Annotated in this window: 11 protein-coding genes; 5 read left to right on the plus strand and 6 right to left on the minus strand. The window is 41.8% G+C overall.

From position 1 onward, the window contains the following. Positions 1-21: 21 nt before the first annotated feature. The 3 genes from QUA43_RS00435 to QUA43_RS00445 all read right to left on the minus strand — a co-directional run bounded on the left by QUA43_RS00435 (position 22) and on the right by QUA43_RS00445 (position 9,745). Entirely contained in the window at positions 22-5,328 is a 5,307-nt protein-coding gene (locus QUA43_RS00435) for an AAA family ATPase (RefSeq protein WP_333370062.1), read from the minus strand. A gap of 102 nt (positions 5,329-5,430) precedes the next feature. Continuing rightward, positions 5,431-7,506 (minus strand): carotenoid oxygenase family protein, encoded by a 2,076-nt coding sequence (locus QUA43_RS00440; RefSeq protein ID WP_333370064.1) that lies wholly within the window; start codon positions 7,504-7,506, stop codon positions 5,431-5,433. A 145-nt stretch (positions 7,507-7,651) separates the two neighbouring features. After that, a complete protein-coding gene (locus QUA43_RS00445) occupies positions 7,652-9,745 on the minus strand; it encodes a carotenoid oxygenase family protein (protein WP_333370066.1) in 2,094 nt (697 codons plus the stop codon). 326 nt (positions 9,746-10,071) lie between these two features. Here QUA43_RS00445 and surE point away from each other — a divergent pair, with 326 nt between their 5' ends. Further along, positions 10,072-10,749 (plus strand): 5'/3'-nucleotidase SurE, encoded by a 678-nt coding sequence (gene surE, locus QUA43_RS00450; protein ID WP_333370339.1) that lies wholly within the window; start codon positions 10,072-10,074, stop codon positions 10,747-10,749. A 153-nt stretch (positions 10,750-10,902) separates the two neighbouring features. On the opposite strand, the gene QUA43_RS00455 is transcribed toward surE, so the two are convergent. Together QUA43_RS00455 and QUA43_RS00460 are read right to left on the minus strand one after the other, a co-directional pair. Continuing rightward, positions 10,903-12,294, minus strand: a complete 1,392-nt coding sequence (locus tag QUA43_RS00455) for an ATP-binding protein (RefSeq protein ID WP_333370068.1) — start codon at positions 12,292-12,294, stop codon at positions 10,903-10,905. Next, a complete protein-coding gene (locus QUA43_RS00460) occupies positions 12,291-12,860 on the minus strand; it encodes a heme NO-binding domain-containing protein (RefSeq protein WP_333370070.1) in 570 nt (189 codons plus the stop codon). The genes QUA43_RS00455 and QUA43_RS00460 overlap by 4 nt, the downstream gene beginning before the upstream one ends. A 431-nt stretch (positions 12,861-13,291) precedes the next feature. Between QUA43_RS00460 and QUA43_RS00465 the strand changes: the two genes are divergently transcribed. The 4 genes from QUA43_RS00465 (at position 13,292) to QUA43_RS00480 (ending at position 16,885) form a co-directional block, all read left to right on the plus strand. Beyond that, the gene (locus tag QUA43_RS00465) at positions 13,292-13,582 is read left to right on the plus strand and encodes a hypothetical protein (protein ID WP_333370072.1); all 291 of its coding nucleotides are present in this window, start codon (positions 13,292-13,294) and stop codon (positions 13,580-13,582) included. A 9-nt stretch (positions 13,583-13,591) separates the two neighbouring features. After that, positions 13,592-13,912, plus strand: a complete 321-nt coding sequence (locus QUA43_RS00470) for a hypothetical protein (protein WP_333370074.1) — start codon at positions 13,592-13,594, stop codon at positions 13,910-13,912. A gap of 194 nt (positions 13,913-14,106) precedes the next feature. After that, positions 14,107-14,847, plus strand: a complete 741-nt coding sequence (locus QUA43_RS00475) for an IS1 family transposase (protein ID WP_333370076.1) — start codon at positions 14,107-14,109, stop codon at positions 14,845-14,847. Positions 14,848-16,012: 1,165 nt separating this feature from the next. Next, entirely contained in the window at positions 16,013-16,885 is an 873-nt protein-coding gene (locus QUA43_RS00480; protein ID WP_333370078.1) for a pentapeptide repeat-containing protein, read from the plus strand. A gap of 146 nt (positions 16,886-17,031) precedes the next feature. On the opposite strand, the gene QUA43_RS00485 is transcribed toward QUA43_RS00480, so the two are convergent. After that, positions 17,032-18,246 carry an FAD-dependent oxidoreductase gene (locus QUA43_RS00485; protein WP_333370080.1) on the minus strand — a complete coding sequence of 405 codons (1,215 nt, stop codon included), beginning with the start codon at positions 18,244-18,246 and terminating at the stop codon, positions 17,032-17,034. Between the last annotated feature and the right edge of the window lie 308 nt (positions 18,247-18,554).

Below are 18,554 nucleotides of genomic sequence, written 5' to 3' on the forward strand. Positions count from 1 at the left end.
ATTACCAATTACCAACTTGCGTTATTTCTGTTTTAGGACTACCAACGTAATGTCGTCAAAAACTTTATGTTTGTCAATATGTTGCCGCAGATGATCGATTACTGCTTCCCGAATTTCTTCAGCCGTTTTGTGGCGATTTTCTTTGGCCACTTGGCACAATCTTTCTATGCCGTAATACACTTTATTTATATTTATAGCTTCGGTAATTCCATCTGTGTAAAGCACTACTACATCCCCTGGATTAAGATGCACTTGAATTTGGGAAACAAAACCCGAAATATCTTCCTCTAATCCCAGGGGAAAACCGAGTTCCATTGTATCGATCAGTTCGATGTTACCATCAGTACGGACTACGATAACTTCTTCATGTTGACCGCTGAGGCTGAAGTTACTATCTTGATAATCTAACAAAGCCAAGGTCATGTTTTTAGACGAGTCGATGCGCTCGATATTGGCATACAGGGTGCGGTTTAACACATCAAGAAACTTCACCGGATCGGTTTCGTTCATTTGTTGGAGAGTGCGGACGGCGGTTTGCGCCATAATCATTAATACGCCACTTTCTAAACCATGTCCCGTAACATCGCCGATGGTAATTTTTACCTGATCATTTTGGGTTAGCACGTCGTAGTAGTCGCCACCAACTTCATCGGCAGGTTCCATATATCCAGCTATTTCTAATCCTTTAATTTTATCTAGTTCTGATTGTTTGGGCAAGATCATTTGTTGCAGTCGTTTGGTGACTTCTAACTCAGCACTGAGGCGGATGTTTTCGGCTTTAAGTTTGTTGTTGAGGGAGCTAATTTCCTGGTTGGCTTGGGCGAGTTGGGCGGTGCGTTGTTGCACCTTTTCTTCTAAAGTTTGATAGAGACGGGCATTTTCGATGGAGATCGCAGCTTGGGCGGAAATGATGTTGAGGACTTCTAAGCGATCGCGCGTAAAAGCCCCCGCTGTTAAATTATTTTCTAGGTATAAGATGCCCACCAACTTACCTTGATTGATCAGGGGGCTACACAAGATAGATTTAGGTCGCTGCTGAATAATATACGGGTCAGAGGCAAACTTAGTTTCAGTGGTTGCATCATCGATCGCAAGAGTTTCTTGCGTGCGTTCTACATAATTAACCAGCGAGATAGGAATCACTTGATTTTCAGTCGCTGACTTGGATATTACTTCACATCGTTCACCCGTACATTGAGCTTCAATTTTCCACTTACCTGCTGGGTCAGGTATGATGAAATAAAATTTTTCTGCTCCGGCGTTTTCCAGCAAGACTTTCATTAAATTGGAGAGTAACTTATCTAAATGAACTTCCCCTGAGAGCGCTTGGGAGGCTTTGATAATTGTTGATAAATCCAGCTCGTTTGCAGTACCTGAACTGGTAGAAGTGACAGTGGTTCTGGTCTGAATAATCCTTTCGTCTCTTCCACTCGTCAGGCTATTTTTCCTACTGACGACTGGTGCGAGTAATTCAGCATGGCGCTCTTCTAAATCTTTAACTTTTGCCTTGGCTCCCCAGCGAATATAAGCATAGTAAGCGTCAATTAAATAGGTACGCGCTACTTTCTGACGACCTAATGCTAAATAAAATTCTGCTGCTAGTTCATTGGCGAGGGCTTCATCCTGTACATATCCATTTTCCTTGGCTCCATCTATCGCCAGGTCGTAATATTCCATTGCTGAGAAAGATTGCCCCAATACGCGGGCTTTTTCTGCTTCTACTAAGTCATACTTATGCTGATAATTGGCTGGGCAATGGGAAGCCCAATATTTCATCTTTTGCTGATTTTCTTCTACTTGTGTCAGATATTGTTGTTTGCTATGCTCGTTTTCCTCAGAAAAACAACTATTTGCATACTGAGCAATTAAAGCAAGTGAATAGTAAAAAATATGTTCAACAAAAAGAACTATATTGCGAACAAAATGCGAATATTGGGCAGCTAATTCAGCATTTTCTAAACACCCATAGTAATCTTTGAATAGATAAGACAAACGGGATTTAAAAAAGTACAAGTAAAACAAACAAATTACACTTTGCTCTTCAATAAATTGCGGGATTTTTTTTATTTCATTAAAATCATTACCAATTAATTTGCATTTATTTTCAGAATCTCCTCTAATATTCGATACAGCTTGACCAAATATTTTCAACAAATTTAACTGGTATACGTGCTTAAATTTGTTGACAAAATCAATATATTGCTCCAACCTCTCAGCCACAAATTCAAGATGTTCGCCAACAAAAAACAAGTGAGCACAGTAGAAGTCAGCCGTATGACAAGCAAATTCTATATCGCCAACTTCTAGACCGTCTTGAATTGCCTGACGCAAGGGTTCTATAGTATTCCTAGTATGTTGCTTCCAATGTTGGATAGTAATGCAAAATGTGAGCGATGCTTTACAACGATACTCTTTGGCATTCAGCTTATCTAATACATTCAAAGCTAGTTGACCTAGTTGATAGGCAAAATCTATGTCTGGAATTTGCCAAGTTACGATTCCACCATAGTTACAGTAGGCATAAATAGATGGGCTAGAATTTCCGTATTGACTGGAAAGATCGATCATAGTATACAGAATTGGTAGAGATAGCTTGCCATCTCCAAAACAAGCAGGTGAGAATATGAGAAGCAAAATCTGCATAGCTGCCAGCTTGTAGCGATCGCTCATTTCTGGCAAGTTCGCTAACTCCTCGATATTTAACTCTTGGGGGGGTGATTGGGATAGGGTCACTCCCAGCATTTCTAGAACTTGCAGCCCATTATCTAACGCAGATTGAATCTGGTTTTTAGCGAGGTTAAGCCTAATTTTCAGCACATATAAGTTGACTTGTTCGAGGATTGTTTTGGCTTTTTGGAGAGTGCGATCGCACAAGATACCCGCTCGTTCTAAATTAGCATTAAGATATTCGGCTTCCGCTGCTTCCAGATAAAAATTAAATGTCAGATCGTATCTACTTTCCCAGCTATCTTGACTCAGGAGTTCTATACCTACATTCAAATAATTAACAGCAGCTTCATATGCAGTAGCTGCCTTTGCTTTCTGTCCGGCGATCAGGTTTAATTGGGCTAACTCATCTTTTTCTGACTGATTAGTTAGCAAATATGTGCCAAAATTCAGTTGGTTAACCAGAGCAAAAATATTATCTTTTCGCTCTTGCTCTGTTGTATTATTCAGCAACAGTTGACCAATTTTCAAGTGAGTCGCTTTTTTCTCTGACTCTGGAATCAAAGAATAAGCAGCTTGCTGCACGCGGTCGTGCAAAAATTTGTAGTCAACTTTGATATCGCGTATAGATGCCAACTCTTCCTGGGCAAATACTAGAGGAATTTTGTAATTTTCAGACAGCGGCAGAATCAAACCCGCTTGCAGTGCTTCCCACAAATTAGCAGCCGTCGCTATGTTTGATTCTTCATTGACAATTGATAAAACTTCTAAGTTAAATTGGTTGCCGATACAAGCCGCTAATTTTAATGCTTTCTGCGTTGTTTCAGGGAGTTTGCGAATATTTCTGGCAACCAGTTCAACGATATTGAAATCTGCGATACCAATTGCTTGGATTTGTTGAATATCCCACTCCCAGCGGTCTGTATCTACTTGATAAACCAGCAGATTTTCGGAGTACAGCGTTTTGAGTAGCTGCGTTAAGAAAAACGGATTGCCTTGGGTTTTATTAAAAAGTAACTCTGAAAAAACTTTTATTTCGTCTGAATTTACGCTGGCATCCAGAGTGTCGGCGATTAATTGGTTGACGCTATCCAAAGCCAGCGCCTGAATGGTGATATTATTCACCACCGTTTCAGTTTCTTGAATTTTTTCTATGGTCTGAATTAAAGGATGAACGGGACTGACTTCATTATCTCGATAAGCTCCAATCGTTAACAAATATTTGTTATCTGGGTCAGTGACTAAGAGTTGGATTAACTTTAGAGATGCCGAATCTGCCCACTGTAAATCGTCTAGGAATATGACTAGCGGGTGTTCGGGTTGACAAAAAACGCGAATAAATTGTTGAAATACCCGATTAAATCTGTTTTGGAATTCCGATGATCCCAGTTGAGGAACTTCAGGCTGTTTACCGATAATTAGTTCGACTTCCGGGATAACATCAATAATAACTTGACCGTTATTATATAGCGCATTTAATAAGTTTTCTTTCCAAATAGCAATCTGTTCGGAACTTTCAGTTAATAGCTGACGAACTAATTCTTGAAATGCTTGGATTAAAGCCGCATAGGGAATATTGCGCTTAAACTGGTCAAACTTACCCGCAATAAAATATCCCCTAGCTGCTAGAATTGGTTTATGAACTTCATTGACGATTGAAGTTTTACCAATCCCGGAATAACCGGAAACTAACATCATCTCGGTGACACCGAGGCTGACTCGTCTAAAGGCATCTAGAAGAATTTGGACTTCGGTTTCTCTACCATAAAGCTTCTGGGGAATGAGTAATTGGTTGCCGCGATCGCGTTGACCGATGGGAAAATTTTCAATCTTTCCAGTTGTCTGCAATTGCTGCAAACAAGTTTCCAGGTCAAATTTTAATCCCGCCGCACTTTGATATCGGTCTTCCGCATTTTTTGCTAACAGTTTCATCACAATATCTGAAACCGCTTGAGGAATTTCTGCTACCTCTTTAGGTGGGACTGGTTGTTTGGCAATATGACAGTAAACCAACTCCATCGGATCGGTGGTAGTAAATGGCAACTGGTTGGTCAGTATTTCATAGAAAGTCACTCCCAAAGAGTAGAAGTCGGTGCGGTAGTCAATTGCTCGATTCATCCTTCCCGTTTGTTCGGGTGACATATAAGCGAGAGTCCCTTCCAGCAAGTTGGGATTGACAATAGTTTGCTGTTCTTTGGGTAAGGCGATCGCGATGCTAAAGTCAGTTATTTTGACTTCCCTCGTTTCGGGGTTGATGATGATATTGCTAGGTTTAATATCTTTATGTATAATCCCTACTTTATGGAGTTGACCGATCGTTTCTGCTAAAGAAATCGCCAAAATTAAAAAATCTTGTAATTTAATGTTTTTAAATCTCAATAATTTGTTAATAGCTCGACCGCCAAAATCTTCTAATACTAAAGCAAAGCTATTCTGATAGCTAACCAGATTGTATGGCTTGACTATTCCGGGGATGTCTAATTTTTGGGGAATGCTGTATTCTTGTCTTAGGCAAGTAATCTCTTCAATGTTCGGATATTCATTTTTAATTATCTTGAGAATAACTGACTGGCGATCGCGCTCTCTGATTCCTCGGCAAACAACTGTTCTGTCTCCTTCATAAATTATCTCTACAATTGTGTAGCCGGGGAGAATAATCATATTTTTACTTTTTTTGTTTAAATATAAAAAGACTAGAGGTCAGGATGACCTAGTTTACAGTAGCTTTGACCTCTAACCTTGTTAAATATATTATCGTTGCTCTCAGATCGATTTTAATTCTTTCTCAAAGTGAGGGTACACCTTTTCATCAAACAAATCCTGAATCTCCTGCGATCGCTTCTGAGCCACTAATTCCTGATAATCCTCCCTCACAGGCACGTTGTAGCTAGCTTGGCGGCGTCCAATACTTGGCAACCACGTCGTGTGCAAAGTTAACCCAAAGTTGAGAGAGGAATCGCTCAGTTTCCACTGCGGCCCCTGGTTGAGGGCCCAAGCCTCGAAAATCCAGATCTCGTAGGTATTGTTCAACCAAACAGTGCAGGTAATGTAACCATCCGTTGAACTGTTACCATCACCGCGCGGTATAAACTGGGGCGAAAGACCGATACAACCAGGAGGAAATTCATAGGAATCGGCAATCTTCATCGATTCAGTTGAAGAAGTATCCATACGAAACAAGCTACTTGGTCTGCCTTCTTCTTGGGCAATTCTGAGCAATTCCTCTAGTGGCACTTCTCTGGACGGATAGTCTTTGAAAAAATCAACCATGAACTTGCTGACTAAATCCTTCCAGAGTCCCAAAGAGATCCAGTAGATATTGTCAAGCTTTCCTGGCGGCATGGTGGGATAGAGAGTCGAAGGAAGTCGGTCAAGATAAGCATAAAGTGCTACTCCCCAAGTGCACCTGCACTCTTCTGCTTCAGGGATAAATTTCTCTGGAATAACCTTCTGTTCAACGATTTCTCCAGTTTCTCCGTTAATGACGTAGCGTCCGACGCGACTGATGTCCATCTCGCTCTGTTCCATCCCCTGTGGACGAGGTAACTTAGGGTCAAAAGGAGAGTCATCATAGGCACGTATCCATTCAGACACATCCCAGGCACAAGTATGTGCTGCATGAAGGGTAATTAGTTGTTCGGGATTGTCGTAATCTACGAGAAAATGGGTTATCTCTAGGGGAATTTCTACTTTTTGCACAGTCACTGTTGGCACATCTTGGTTGCGATCACTAATTCCAGATTTTTGACCTTTTGTCAAGCGATCGCGAGGTACGAGATATACAGGAGTTGTTGCTAACTCCATGACATCCAGTTTTTTTCGCAAGCATTCTTCTAACCTTTTGTTTTTCGGAAAAGGGTTGTTAATTATCTGCTCTATCCCTGTCCTGAAAGAGGTATCTACAATTACCACGTAATTTTTAGAAAATCCAATTTGGTGAATGCTTTGCTTAATTTTTACGGGCGAACCATCAGGCAACACTAGCTGCCATCGCTCTAGTTCTTCTTTACCATCCCAGCGAATTAGATAAATGAAATCTTCTGGAAGCTTGAATTTATCCACATAATTTTTAGCTGGCGGAAAAACTTTCTTTACTTGTTTCGCTAGTTTATTTGCCGTATTAGTTACGATGCCGAGAAAAGTTTTTAATGACATCCCATAATTGACCGTGAACATTTCGCTTTTGCGAACGTCAAATACGGGGTGAGCAGTGCTAAGCACGGGTGAAAAGGGAAAATTCAAGCACTGCAAGGGAAAATTCAGCTCAATTTCTCCTCGCCACTCTTTGTTCCAGCCTATAGGAGTTGCCACCTCAAGAGTTTCCGTATCAATTTCGTAATGACGACCCGCATCATAGGCAACTAGCAGGCGTTCTTGGGAGTCCCCAGCAAATTTCATTGGCAGGAAAGCAATACTTAAATCGTTGCGAGAACCAAGACACCAAGAAAACCTGATAATGCCATGATTGCGGAATTGATACTTAGCATACTTTTCACCAGGCTGGGTTGCTTCATCCGCATAGTAATCTGGTGGCCTGATAATCCGTGTAGTTAATAAAACTTTACCCTTTTGCTGGAAGTCCAGTCGGTAAATCATACCGTCGCCGCTTAAGAATGAGTCTCCATTTGTAAAGGGAAGACCTCCTGATTCAATGGTTCCGACTGGTGCAATGATAAAGACATGACCCCGCAAGTCATCTGGTAAGTCTTTCTCACCCATCTTAGTAATATTTAGTTTGATGTCGGTGAGTTCATCCCGTTTAGCTTTGACAAGTGATTCGGGAACTGGGGGACAGCCGCCTGTTACTGCAGGAGTTGGGTTTTGAGTTGGTTGGTTCATATTACTCCTTATGAGAACGTAAGATCGTCTTGTTGAATAACCTTGTATTGAGCGATCGCTAATAGACCTCTCCAGAAAATAGAGAATAAGGCAGGCTAGACGCCCACCCCACAAGAGTTATGGGAGAGGTCTAATAGAGAATTTATCAAGAAAAGTGGGGGTACACCTCATCTTCAAACAACTTTTTAATCTCTGGATCGTTTTTATCTACTAGATCCTGGTAATCCTGCTCTACAGGGATATTGTAATTAGCTTGGCGGCTGGCAACCTGTCGCAACCATGTTGTGTGCAACGTAAACCCAAACTTGAGGTCGGGATGATGTAATCGACATAGGGGTCCCTTTGCTAGATCGTTAGCATCGAAAATCCAGATTTCATTTTTGTCTTCAAAACAAACAGCACACACAATGTAACCGTTCGTCGAACTGTCCCGATTCCCACGCGGTACAAACTGTGGTGAGAGCATCATATGCCCACAAGGAAACTCATAGCGATCGGCGATGACCATTGACTTTGTATGCAATCGAAACAAGCAAGGTGGTATGCCCTTCTTAGCGAGGTTGAGAACTTTTGATCTAGGAATTACTTGATACTTATAATCCTTGTGTAAATCAAAAATGAATTTTGTCATTAGTTGTGGCCAAAGTCCAAAAGAACTCCAGTAGATGTTTTCCATCTGTCCTGGAGGCAAGCCCGTAGGCAGTCGATCGAGATATGAGTAGAGATCTACACCCCAAGTACACCTAAAGTCCCAGATAACTTTTGACTCAATCAGCTTTCCTGTATCTCCGTTAATTACATAACGTCCCATACGGCTGATATCCATTTCATCGTGTTCCATACCATGCAGGTAAGATGGTACAGGATGATGGGGTTTGTAGGCAGAAACATCATACTTCCTGAGCCATGCAGAAACTTGCATTGCACAAATATGTGCTACGTGAAGTATAATCTCTCCCTGGGGATTATCATAATCAACTAGAAAGTGAGCAGCTTGGAGTGGAATCACCACTTGTCGCACAACAACTTCAACTTCTTTCTGGCTCGATGCTGGAGTTTGTTTTGCTTTCAGGTCGGCTCGACGCACAATGTAGAACTTAGAATCTGGACAAGCCGGACGTTCGAGTAAGTGCCTCAAAAGTGTTTCTAGTTCTTTATTCTCTGTAAAGTAACTGTTTGTCACTTGTGACAGTCCGGCTGTAAAAGCCGTATCCATCAAGACTACATAATCTTTAGTTACTCCTATTTGATGAATGGTTTGTTCAATCTTGACTGGTGAACCATCAGGCAGTATCAGCTTCCATCGTTTGAGTTCACCGACACCATCCCAGCAAATCAGATAAGTGAAATCTTCCATTTCTATCTTAATTATATTTTCAAGCAAATTTACGAGCTTTTTTAATTTATTTTGAAATAAAATCAAAAAACGAAACTCATTTTTCTGAAATACATCTGATATAAACTCAGTCACAGATTTCATTAACCTAAATGGCTCAGCTTTTTCATAAAATTTATTTAGATTGTTGATCCAAGCTATGTCTTCTATGAAACTCTTTGCTGATTTCCCATAATTAACCGTAAACATTTTACTTTCGTAAGCATCAAAGGCAGGATGAGCAGTGCTAAGAATACTTTTGAAGGGAAACTTTTTTGCATTAATCGGAAAGTTTACCTTATCAAGTTGTCCACGCCACTCTTGATTTGAGCCAACTGGTGTTACCACTTCCAGGGTGTCTGTATCAATTTCATAAGGACGACCTGCATCGTAGGTCACTAGCAGACGCTCCTGTGAGTCCTGAGCAAATTTCATTTTCAAAAAGTCCGTATTTAGTTGATTACGGAGGCCAAGCGAGAGAGAAAACCGAGCGATGCCATAATTGCTAAATTGATATCCACCATACTTTGTTCCCGGCTGTGTTGCCTTATCGGCGTAGTAATCTGGTGGCTTAACAAGGCGAGTTTTTACCCTCACCTCACCCTGGCGATCGAAGTCAAATCGGTAAATCATCCCGTCGCCATTTAACAGTGAGTCTCCGTCTGGATAGGGGAGGCCGCCAGAGTTAACAGAACCGACTGGCGCCACGATAAATACGTGACCTTGGATGTCTTCTGGTAAGTGCCCTTCAATCTTTAGTTTGAGGTCATCGAGTTCATCCCGACTTGCCTTCATACTAGATTCTGGGAATTTACAGTAGCCTTGAGTTACAGCTTCAGTCATGTGTTGAGTGGGTTCCTTCATGTGGCTCTCCTGAGTTAAAATGTAATAATGGTAACAGTGTAGATAAGTATTTGATTTATGAATGGGAAATGAAGACTGTAACTTAGATACTATCTTTGATAAAGATTTGATGTCTATTCTCCCATCCCCTGCGTCAAAGCGATTGGAATCGACATTAACTCATTATCGGCTCTCTCGTACTTATTGTGATAACGTAAGCTAATAAATGTGTGGCAATGCTCATACTGACGATCGCCACCAACCAACAACCAATTTGGGCTAAAGCTACCAGAAGGTTGCCAGCATCTGCGCTCTCAAATCGGTTCTATAAAACCGACACATTTTTAATGACGATAATTTTAACCAACGACGACGGCATCGATGCTCCGGGCATTCAAGCACTTTTGCAAGCAGTAAGCGGCAAAACAATTATGGTGGCTCCGCAGGGGCAATTGTCGGGCTGCGGGCATCAAGTGACGGCTCACAGTCCGATTCATGTCGATCGGCGATCGTCCGTGGAATATGCTGTAGGGGGAACACCGGCAGACTGCGTTCGCATTGCTCTTCATCACGTTTGTGCGAAGCCGGATTTGGTGCTTTCGGGTATTAACGCGGGTGGCAATTTGGGGGTTGACGTGTATATTTCGGGTACGGTTGCGGCTGTGCGCGAAGCAGCCATGCACGGTATTCCGGGAATCGCAATTTCCCACCGAATTAAAAGGCCGCTCGAAATAGACTGGGATGTCGCTACTCGCTGGACATCGCGGGTGTTGGCGGATTTGGTGAACCGGGAACCAAAGTCTGGGTGTTTCTGGAATGTGAATTTGCCACATTTAGCGCCGGGAAGTGCGGAACCGGAAATTGTGTTTTGCCAGCCTTCAACGCAGCCGCTGCCAGTTGTTTACCGGGTGGAGGGAGAATACTTTTATTATGCCGGAGAATATGGGAATCGCGATCGGGCGGCGGGGACTGATGTTGACGTGTGTTTTGAGGGTAATATTGCGGTGACAGAGATATCGTTGTGATAGATTTGGGCGATGGGGATCAAACTATATTTTTTGCATTGTTTGCCCAAAAAAGCGTCAAGGGATCGGCTCATCAAAACTTAGGATAGGAAGCAATTTCTTAAGAATCTCAGCGGCTTCAGCCCGCTTGAGTTTCAACTTACAGGTTTGAATTTAGAGCGGCATCTCGATCGTAAATTCTGCTCCTTCTCCCGGTGCAGAAATACAGCTTAACTTACCCCCGTGCTTTTCCACCACAATCGAATAACTAATTGACAATCCCAAACCCGTACCACTTCCCACTGGCTTCGTCGTAAAAAATGGCTCAAATATCTTATTGATTACCCACTGTTCCATACCCAGACCATTGTCAGCAATGCTCACTACCAAATTCTGAGAATCATTAACTAAAGTCCGAATAATAATGGTGGGTTTTTTGTTCCAGTTAGCACAATTTTTCTGTGCATCTCGCAAAGCATCTATGCCATTACTGATAATATTCATAAATACCTGATTAATTGCCGACGCGTAGCACTGGACTAAAGGCAATTCACCATATTGTTTAATCACTTGAATCTCTAGAGCTTCACCATTAGATTTCAGTCGATGCTGCAAAATCAACAAAGTGCTCTCAATTCCAGAATGAATATCTACAGGTTTGATTTCCGCTTCATCGTGGCGGGAGAAGTTTCTGAGAGAATTAACTATTTTGCGAATGCGTTCACTGCCAATTTTGATAGAATTAAGAATTTTAGGAAGATCGTGTTCTAAAAAAATGATATCGATTATGGCGGCTTTTTCTTCAATTTCAGATGGTGGCTGCGGATAGTATTTATGATAAAGGTGTAATAAACTTATTAGGTTTTGGACATACTCTTGCAGATATTTCAAGTTACCATGAATAAAGTTAACCGGATTATTAATTTCATGGGCAATTCCGGCAACTAACTGACCTAAACTAGACATTTTTTCTGCTTGAATTAGGTGGGATTGCGTTTGTTGAAGTTCACTCAAAGCCTGCTTTAAATCTTGTGCTTGAAGTTGGGATAAAGAAGTCAGTTCTTTCTGAACCTCTAGTGATGCTTGAAGCTGATTTTTCTGCTTAGTTAATTCTTCTGTAAGGCTTTGAACTTCCCGAATTGCTGTTTGGCTAGTTTGTTGCAAAAACAAAAAATCGGGAGTCAGATCGTGGATTGCAAAGTCTTTCAACTTAACCGCTAATTTCGAGAGTAGGCTTGAGTCGGGAGTCCACACAGAGCAGATAAAGAGGATCACCCGCTCCTCTTTCAGAGCGACCATTTGCCCCTTTAATCGTAGAGAGTTATGTCTGGATTCCAGAATAAATAATGATTTGAGTTTTTGCTGAATCGTCAAAAAGTTAAATGCGATCGCTGGCTGATGAATTTGAAAATGTTGATCTATCTGTTCACCTAATAATGGTATTTGATGAGTCCGTTGCAATACCTCGCCAACTTGGACAATCTCCAGATTTTGATTAAATCCTATATGAAATGGAAATATATCGCAAAACATCTGGGGATTCAGTGTATATAGCGGCTTAGTCATGAATCATTTACAATCTTTTCCGATCTGTACTCAATCCGAAATATGTCATGCTCGAATCCTGCTTCACGGGATTGAGTGTGTGCGATCTCAACTGCTGTCTCGAAGCGATCGCCCAAACCTTTAACTAACCCGACTACCATTGGTGCGAAACCTTCCCGTGTAGAGCGATAATGCAGCTCGATCGCATCTGGGGCAACTTCTGTACATTCAAAAGATGGTGGTCGCAGCTTAGGGAATTGCACCCCAATCCGAATATGTAAATCATCTAGATTTTCTAGAAATTCGGGTAATGTATCTCCAGCCATATCTAGTATTTCTTGATAACCCGCAGTAGCAGTAAATTTAACCCAGTATTCGCCAAATGCCTGCATAATTTCTGCACTGGACAAGCCAAGCACTTCACTGGCAGATTTAACTAGACGATGAGTCAAATCATCAGGATAAGCTTCTAAAATGAGAAATTGCTCGTCTAGGACTTGCGCTTTCTGCTTAATTTCGTCCCAAGTAGCTTCATCAAAACGATCGCATACCATGTCTTGAATCGCACGATTAACTAAACCATACATTTCAACGACCTCCAGTTATACTGGTAATTTACTTTTATCAATCATAAAAAAATTTGATATCGAGTCAGTTTCTTGACTGTAGAATTTACACCGATCGAAATTTCGTGTATTATATCACAATTTTCTGTGTGATAGATAGTTAGTCATCATTTTGTGCCTTTACCTACATATTTAGTAAAGTTAAGTATTTCCCCTTAAATATAAAATTTTTGTATGCTGGGTAGAGCGGCCAGAGTTACCTTTGAGGATTTGTTGGGTTGAGCGAGCTCTTACCTCTTTTTTGCCACAATCACAATAAATCCCTATTAGGGATTGAAACACTGAGGCTGTCGTCTCTCAGGGTTCGACACTGTACGGGTCTTACCAACCAGATATCCCAAAATAGGATAAGGTATTAGTTACTGAATTTTTAGAACCACGTAAATCAACAAATGAGTCGATGTAACCCTGAAGCGAATTCTCCCAGCATCTTAAAAAGCAAGGCGACTAGCACTGTTGGTCGTGGAAAAAAAGCTAATCTCAATACCAACTTGAATTTTTCTGCATGGAGTGACGAATACGTTGCTTTATATCTGGGCGATAGTCTCCATCACTACGACAATTGGGAGCGACCTACTGTCATCGTTTCAGATGGAGCTTACGGTATTCTTGGGTTTGAAGGAGACACGTCCGATCACATTGATTTACCTAATTGGTATCAACCTCATATCGAGGCATGGTAAAAAGCAGCCATGCCATGCACAACACTATGGTTTTGGAATTCAGAGATTGGTTGGGCTGTTGTGCATCCACTTCTAGAAAAGTATGGTTGGCGCTATGTTAATTCCAATATTTGGAACAAGGGAAAAGGTCATATCGCAGGAAATGTTAACACACAAAAAATTCGCAGGTTCCCCGTCGTGACAGAAGTCTGCGTTCAATACGTCAGAGAAGTAAGAGTTAATGAACTTACCTTAAAAGCATGGTTATTACGAGAATGGAAACGCTCTGGATTGCCGTTACGACGGGCAAACGATGCTTGCGGGGTAGTGGATGCAGCAACCAGGAGTTAGTCATAAATATGTAGTGGTGGTTGGTAGTTGCCAACTAAAATCCCAGCTATTTTCAAGTTAAAACATCAAAAAATAGATGTCATAGCTTTAGAAAAGCTTATTAAAGCTATTAATTATTTTTATTGATGAAACTGCTCACAAATGTTCTTTTTTGAAAGAAAGCAATTTCTTAGATTGATGTAAATTAACTGGCTATGGAATATTTTTTTAATTTCTTAAATCGCCGACCTGGTTCTCCCTACTGCCAAGGACAACAAACCGTAAAAAATGGCAGTACCCACAACAAAAAACAAAAATTTAAGTGCAAACAATGTGGCAAGCAGTTTGTTGAGAATTCTACAAAAAATAAAATTTCTCAACAAACTAAGAATTTAATAGATAAACTTCTCTTAGAAAAATTTTTTCTCGCTGGAATTGCTCGTTCGGTCGGGGTTTCTCCAACTTGGCTGCAAAATTATGTAAATAATAAATACGCCCAAACCCCTCCCCAAGTCAAGGTTTCAGAGAAAGCTAAAGGAAAATTAATCATTGAATGTGATGAATTATGGTCTTTTGTTAGAAAAAAAGATAATCAACAATGGGTCTGGCTGGCTAGAGACAGAAAAACTAGAGAAATTGTTGGAGTTTATATGGGAGATCGCAGCCGGAACTCGGCACAAAAGCTTTGGGAATCTTTGCCGCCTGTTGATCGACAATGTGCGGTTTGCTATACGGATTTTTGGGTATCTTCTGAAAAAGTTATTGCCTCAAAACGTCACAAACCCGTTGGCAAAGAAAGTGGTAAAACCAGTCATATTGAAAGGTTTAATAATACTTTACGCCAACGAGTTTCAAGACTTGTAAGGCGAACTCTTTCTTTCTCCAAAAAATTAGAGAATCATATTGGAGCCATTTGGTATTTCATTCATCACTCTAATGAATGTAGAGCCTGGTAATATCCCCGATCGCTACATATTTATGACTACCCGAAAGACTGGGGCTTTTTAAGAGATTTAGCAACAGACTCCTGAGTTAGTTGCGCTTCTTTACGAGCCGCAATCATCCAGCAACGGAAGGTTTCATATTCATCGCTAAAAATAGATTTCATTATACTTTGGGTTTAGCACTGCATCTTCCCTAGATATAATAAACCTGTTTTAGGATAATCCCAAAATAGGATATTTAAATCTGTTAAAAATCGATAGTAATGACAATTGAACAAAATTAATCGCAAGTCCGAGAGTAGCAGCTCTCTCTACTTGCGGCCCTCGGTGCTACCATAATTTTTTTTGTCATCCTTGGGCTTAGCAGCACCATCAGGTTGTTTCTTTGGCTTTTTGACTTCTTTGTTGCTTTTTCTTTCTTTTGACATGATCGTTCCTCAATTTTGACTCAGCATAACATAGATTTACACATTTGCCTAACTGCGAGTAGAGCGGGTGAGCCTATACAGATATTACTCGCTGTTAGTTTTGTACCATCTGCAGTATATTATCCGCTAGGTTTTGAACGAATCCCCTCTACCGTTAGGCATATCGATAAATTCCTCAGAAGTAAAATGTCTCAAATTACTTTTAACCCCGATGACTCCAGGAAATATGGAAAAGCACGATCGTCTAACTGCTGCGAGACAACCGAGAAAAATTTTCGCTGATTAAGCTGTTGTTTTACATCTAATTTTCATGAAAAATGACAGTAGATAAAATATCGAGCTATGACCATGCCAGCCTTCGCGACACCTGACGCAAACACAACTAACAAATTTGCAGTCTCGGTTTAAAAAAGCTGTTAGCCACAGTGGACAACAAAAATATTGATTTTAACTATTGATTAACACTTCGGACAGTGTTTGATGGCTTACCTACTGAGAATAACGGTTTCACGGAACTCAGTACGATCGCCACGCTTGCCGAAGCACACTAGAGGGTAAGTAAATCAAGGGTTTCAGACTATGACCTCAAAACAGTCGGGACTCTGGAAAAAGCACAAAGTATATGTATAAATATAAAGTTAATTGTCAGCTTTCTTGAAAGTGCGATCCAGTCCGCTTTATTTGAGATAAAATACTTATAAAGAGTGTTTATTTCTAAATAAATTTCCGCTATTAGGAATGTGACCCGTATGGAAGTAACCGAGCTGCTCAAAGAGTACGAAAATGGAAACAGAGACTTTGCTGACGCAAACCTCAGCGGAGCAAATCTCAGCGGAGCTATGTTGGTTGGTGTAAACCTTTCGAGGGCTAACCTGTCGGGAGCTAACCTGAGTCGGGCCCATCTGACCAAAGCAGAACTCAACGGCGCAAACCTTTACAGGGCAAATCTGAGTTTTGCCAAAATGGGCCAAGCCAGACTAGCAGACGCAGAGCTTACAAAAGCCAATCTCAGCGGAGCTTTCCTCGTCAAAGTAAAACTGCCCAGGGCAAAGTTGAGTGGTGCCCAACTCATCGGTAGCAACCTGCGGAGCGCCATCCTCTGGAACGCCAATTTGTGTACAGCCGACCTGCAATTCATCAACCTGCGGGGCGCCAACCTCACGGGAGCCAACCTCAACTGGGCAAACTGCGGAGGGGCAAAACTCAGCGGTGCAAAGCTTTTTGGCGCTCAACTAACAGGCATCTATCTCAGGAAAGCTTACATCAATGGCATCGACCTGAGCAGGACGGATCTCAATGGCGTCAACCTGAGCGAAGCCAAACTGAACGGGGTAAACTTAGAAGGCTCGAACTTGTTAGCTGCCAATCTCAGCGGGGCGCAGTTGCGGGGCGTCAAGTTGATGGGAGCAGATTTAACCAGGGCAAATCTGGTGGGAGTTTCTTTGGTGCAGGCAAACCTCGATTGGGCTAGGCTGTGCTATGCAGACTTGAGCGAAGCCGACTTGAGCGGGGCAACATTCACGGGAACCAACTTTGAGGGTACTCAGTTAGCCGGATCAACAATGCCCCCATCTTTGAGCAATGATGTCTACTTAACTGCAGCAGGTGGTGTCGCAGCTTAGGCAACGCCAAAAATTAATTTCGCATCCGAGTGGACGACTCTCGCATTGGTTTAACTTTTGATGCAGACATCATTACTTTTGTCAGAGTGTTGCACTGGCAATAAATTTACTGATATTTGCGAGAGTTTGTAGCATCACAATTGAGCTCACCCGATTAATTTCGCGACTCGCAAAGCAGAGGTAATGGCTCCTTCGTGCAAACCATCCCCCAAATAAGCTCCCGCATGATAAGTGTTGTTTTCGCCATTAGTCTCGATAACTTCATCTCGATATCGAAAAGACTCGACAGTGTACAGTGGCGTGTGATGTTTCTGAATGTGAATAATGTGCTTTTGGGCGATCAACTCCTCAATTTGAAAAGCTAAACTGTACTCTCGTGGCGAGGAGATGCCGCAAAGCTGATTTAAGCTCGCATTATATCCCCATCCGTTGTCTGTCTCGAAAAAATCAAATTCTGATAACTTGCGGATACCGTAGCGATCGTACATCGATGTATCAGAATGCAGTACAGTGGTGGCATAATTGGCTTTCCACGCCGAAAACCGCTTCGTTTCCGCCTCCGTCGGATCAGACAATAACCTCATAACTTGGTCGGGTGGCATCGCAAAAACCACCTTATCAAATTCCTGGATTTCCCCATCAGAAAGCACAATTTTTACAGCATCCGCACTTCTAAAAATATTGGCAATCTCCACATTTAGCCGTATATCGCCCTTAAATCGCTCCAAAATCTTTTCAATGTAAGAATACACCCCGCCTTTAATCCTCACCCAGTTGACCGAGGCATATTCGCGCAAAACAGGCATCGCTAATTCTGCCGGGAAATTGTCGAGCAATTCAAACGGTATCGAGTAGCTGTACATCGTCAGCAACTTCAGCCAATAATTGCGGACGGAGGAGCTTTTCAAAGACTCAGAAAGCGGCACATCGTAGAAATCGTGCTGTTTAGCAAACCGCATTTTCAAAATAAATCCCGCCGAACGAGCGTACAGACTATCCAGCCGCAAATACTCGATCAGGCGTTGGATTCCGGTGAAATTCTTTCGGATAGATACCGCCGACAAAAAGTGAGTGCCATCTTTAAAAAACAGCGCGGAACCAATCTGCACGGGTTCTAATTCAACGCCGAGTTCCTGCATCAAAGCCACGAAATTGTAAAACACAGTGGGAAATTCCAGCACCCCATTTTCTAATATTTCATTGCACTCAGATTGATTGGGCGCTACGTTTTTGTTCAGCGTCCGAATGTGTCCGCCTAAAATCGGCTGACTTTCCAACACAGTGACGTGATGCCCCTGTTTATCGAGCCAGTAGGCTGCTGCCATACCACTGGCTCCGCCCCCAACAATTGCAATTCTCATAGTTCACTCCTAGATTGATAGAAGGAAGTTCGGCAACGGATTCTGTAACGGATGTAACGGATGTAAAGGATAGAAGGAAGAAGGAAGTTCGGCAACGGATTGTGTAACGGATGTAACGGATGTAACGGATGTCCGTCGGAAGAAGGAAGAAGGAAGAAATTTTCGTTTCCCGGTTATACCTGGAAACGCATTTCAGTCTTGCTGTCCCTCGTCATTTTTAAGAGGAGGCAGAGCCTCCAGAAATTCATTCCTTGGCAGAGCCAAGGAACGAGATAGTGAGAGCACAAACTAGAGATTTTTAAGAGGAG

This window comes from Microcoleus sp. N9_B4, from assembly GCF_036701635.1.
GTDB lineage: Bacteria > Cyanobacteriota > Cyanobacteriia > Cyanobacteriales > Microcoleaceae > Microcoleus.

Excerpts from the sequence above, each read along its gene's own strand:
- QUA43_RS00480 (WP_333370078.1), top strand. The coding sequence starts at position 16,013 with ATGGAAGTAACCGAGCTGCTCAAAGAGTACGAAAATGGAAACAGAGAC.
- QUA43_RS00445 (WP_333370066.1), bottom strand. The coding sequence starts at position 9,745 with ATGAAGGAACCCACTCAACACATGACTGAAGCTGTAACTCAAGGCTAC.
- QUA43_RS00470 (WP_333370074.1), top strand. The coding sequence starts at position 13,592 with ATGCCATGCACAACACTATGGTTTTGGAATTCAGAGATTGGTTGGGCT.
- QUA43_RS00455 (WP_333370068.1), bottom strand. The coding sequence starts at position 12,294 with ATGACTAAGCCGCTATATACACTGAATCCCCAGATGTTTTGCGATATA.
- QUA43_RS00460 (WP_333370070.1), bottom strand. The coding sequence starts at position 12,860 with ATGTATGGTTTAGTTAATCGTGCGATTCAAGACATGGTATGCGATCGT.
- QUA43_RS00465 (WP_333370072.1), top strand. The coding sequence starts at position 13,292 with ATGAGTCGATGTAACCCTGAAGCGAATTCTCCCAGCATCTTAAAAAGC.
- QUA43_RS00435 (WP_333370062.1), bottom strand. The coding sequence starts at position 5,328 with ATGATTATTCTCCCCGGCTACACAATTGTAGAGATAATTTATGAAGGA.
- QUA43_RS00475 (WP_333370076.1), top strand. The coding sequence starts at position 14,107 with ATGGAATATTTTTTTAATTTCTTAAATCGCCGACCTGGTTCTCCCTAC.
- surE (WP_333370339.1), top strand. The coding sequence starts at position 10,072 with ATGACGATAATTTTAACCAACGACGACGGCATCGATGCTCCGGGCATT.
- QUA43_RS00485 (WP_333370080.1), bottom strand. The coding sequence starts at position 18,246 with ATGAGAATTGCAATTGTTGGGGGCGGAGCCAGTGGTATGGCAGCAGCC.
- QUA43_RS00440 (WP_333370064.1), bottom strand. The coding sequence starts at position 7,506 with ATGAACCAACCAACTCAAAACCCAACTCCTGCAGTAACAGGCGGCTGT.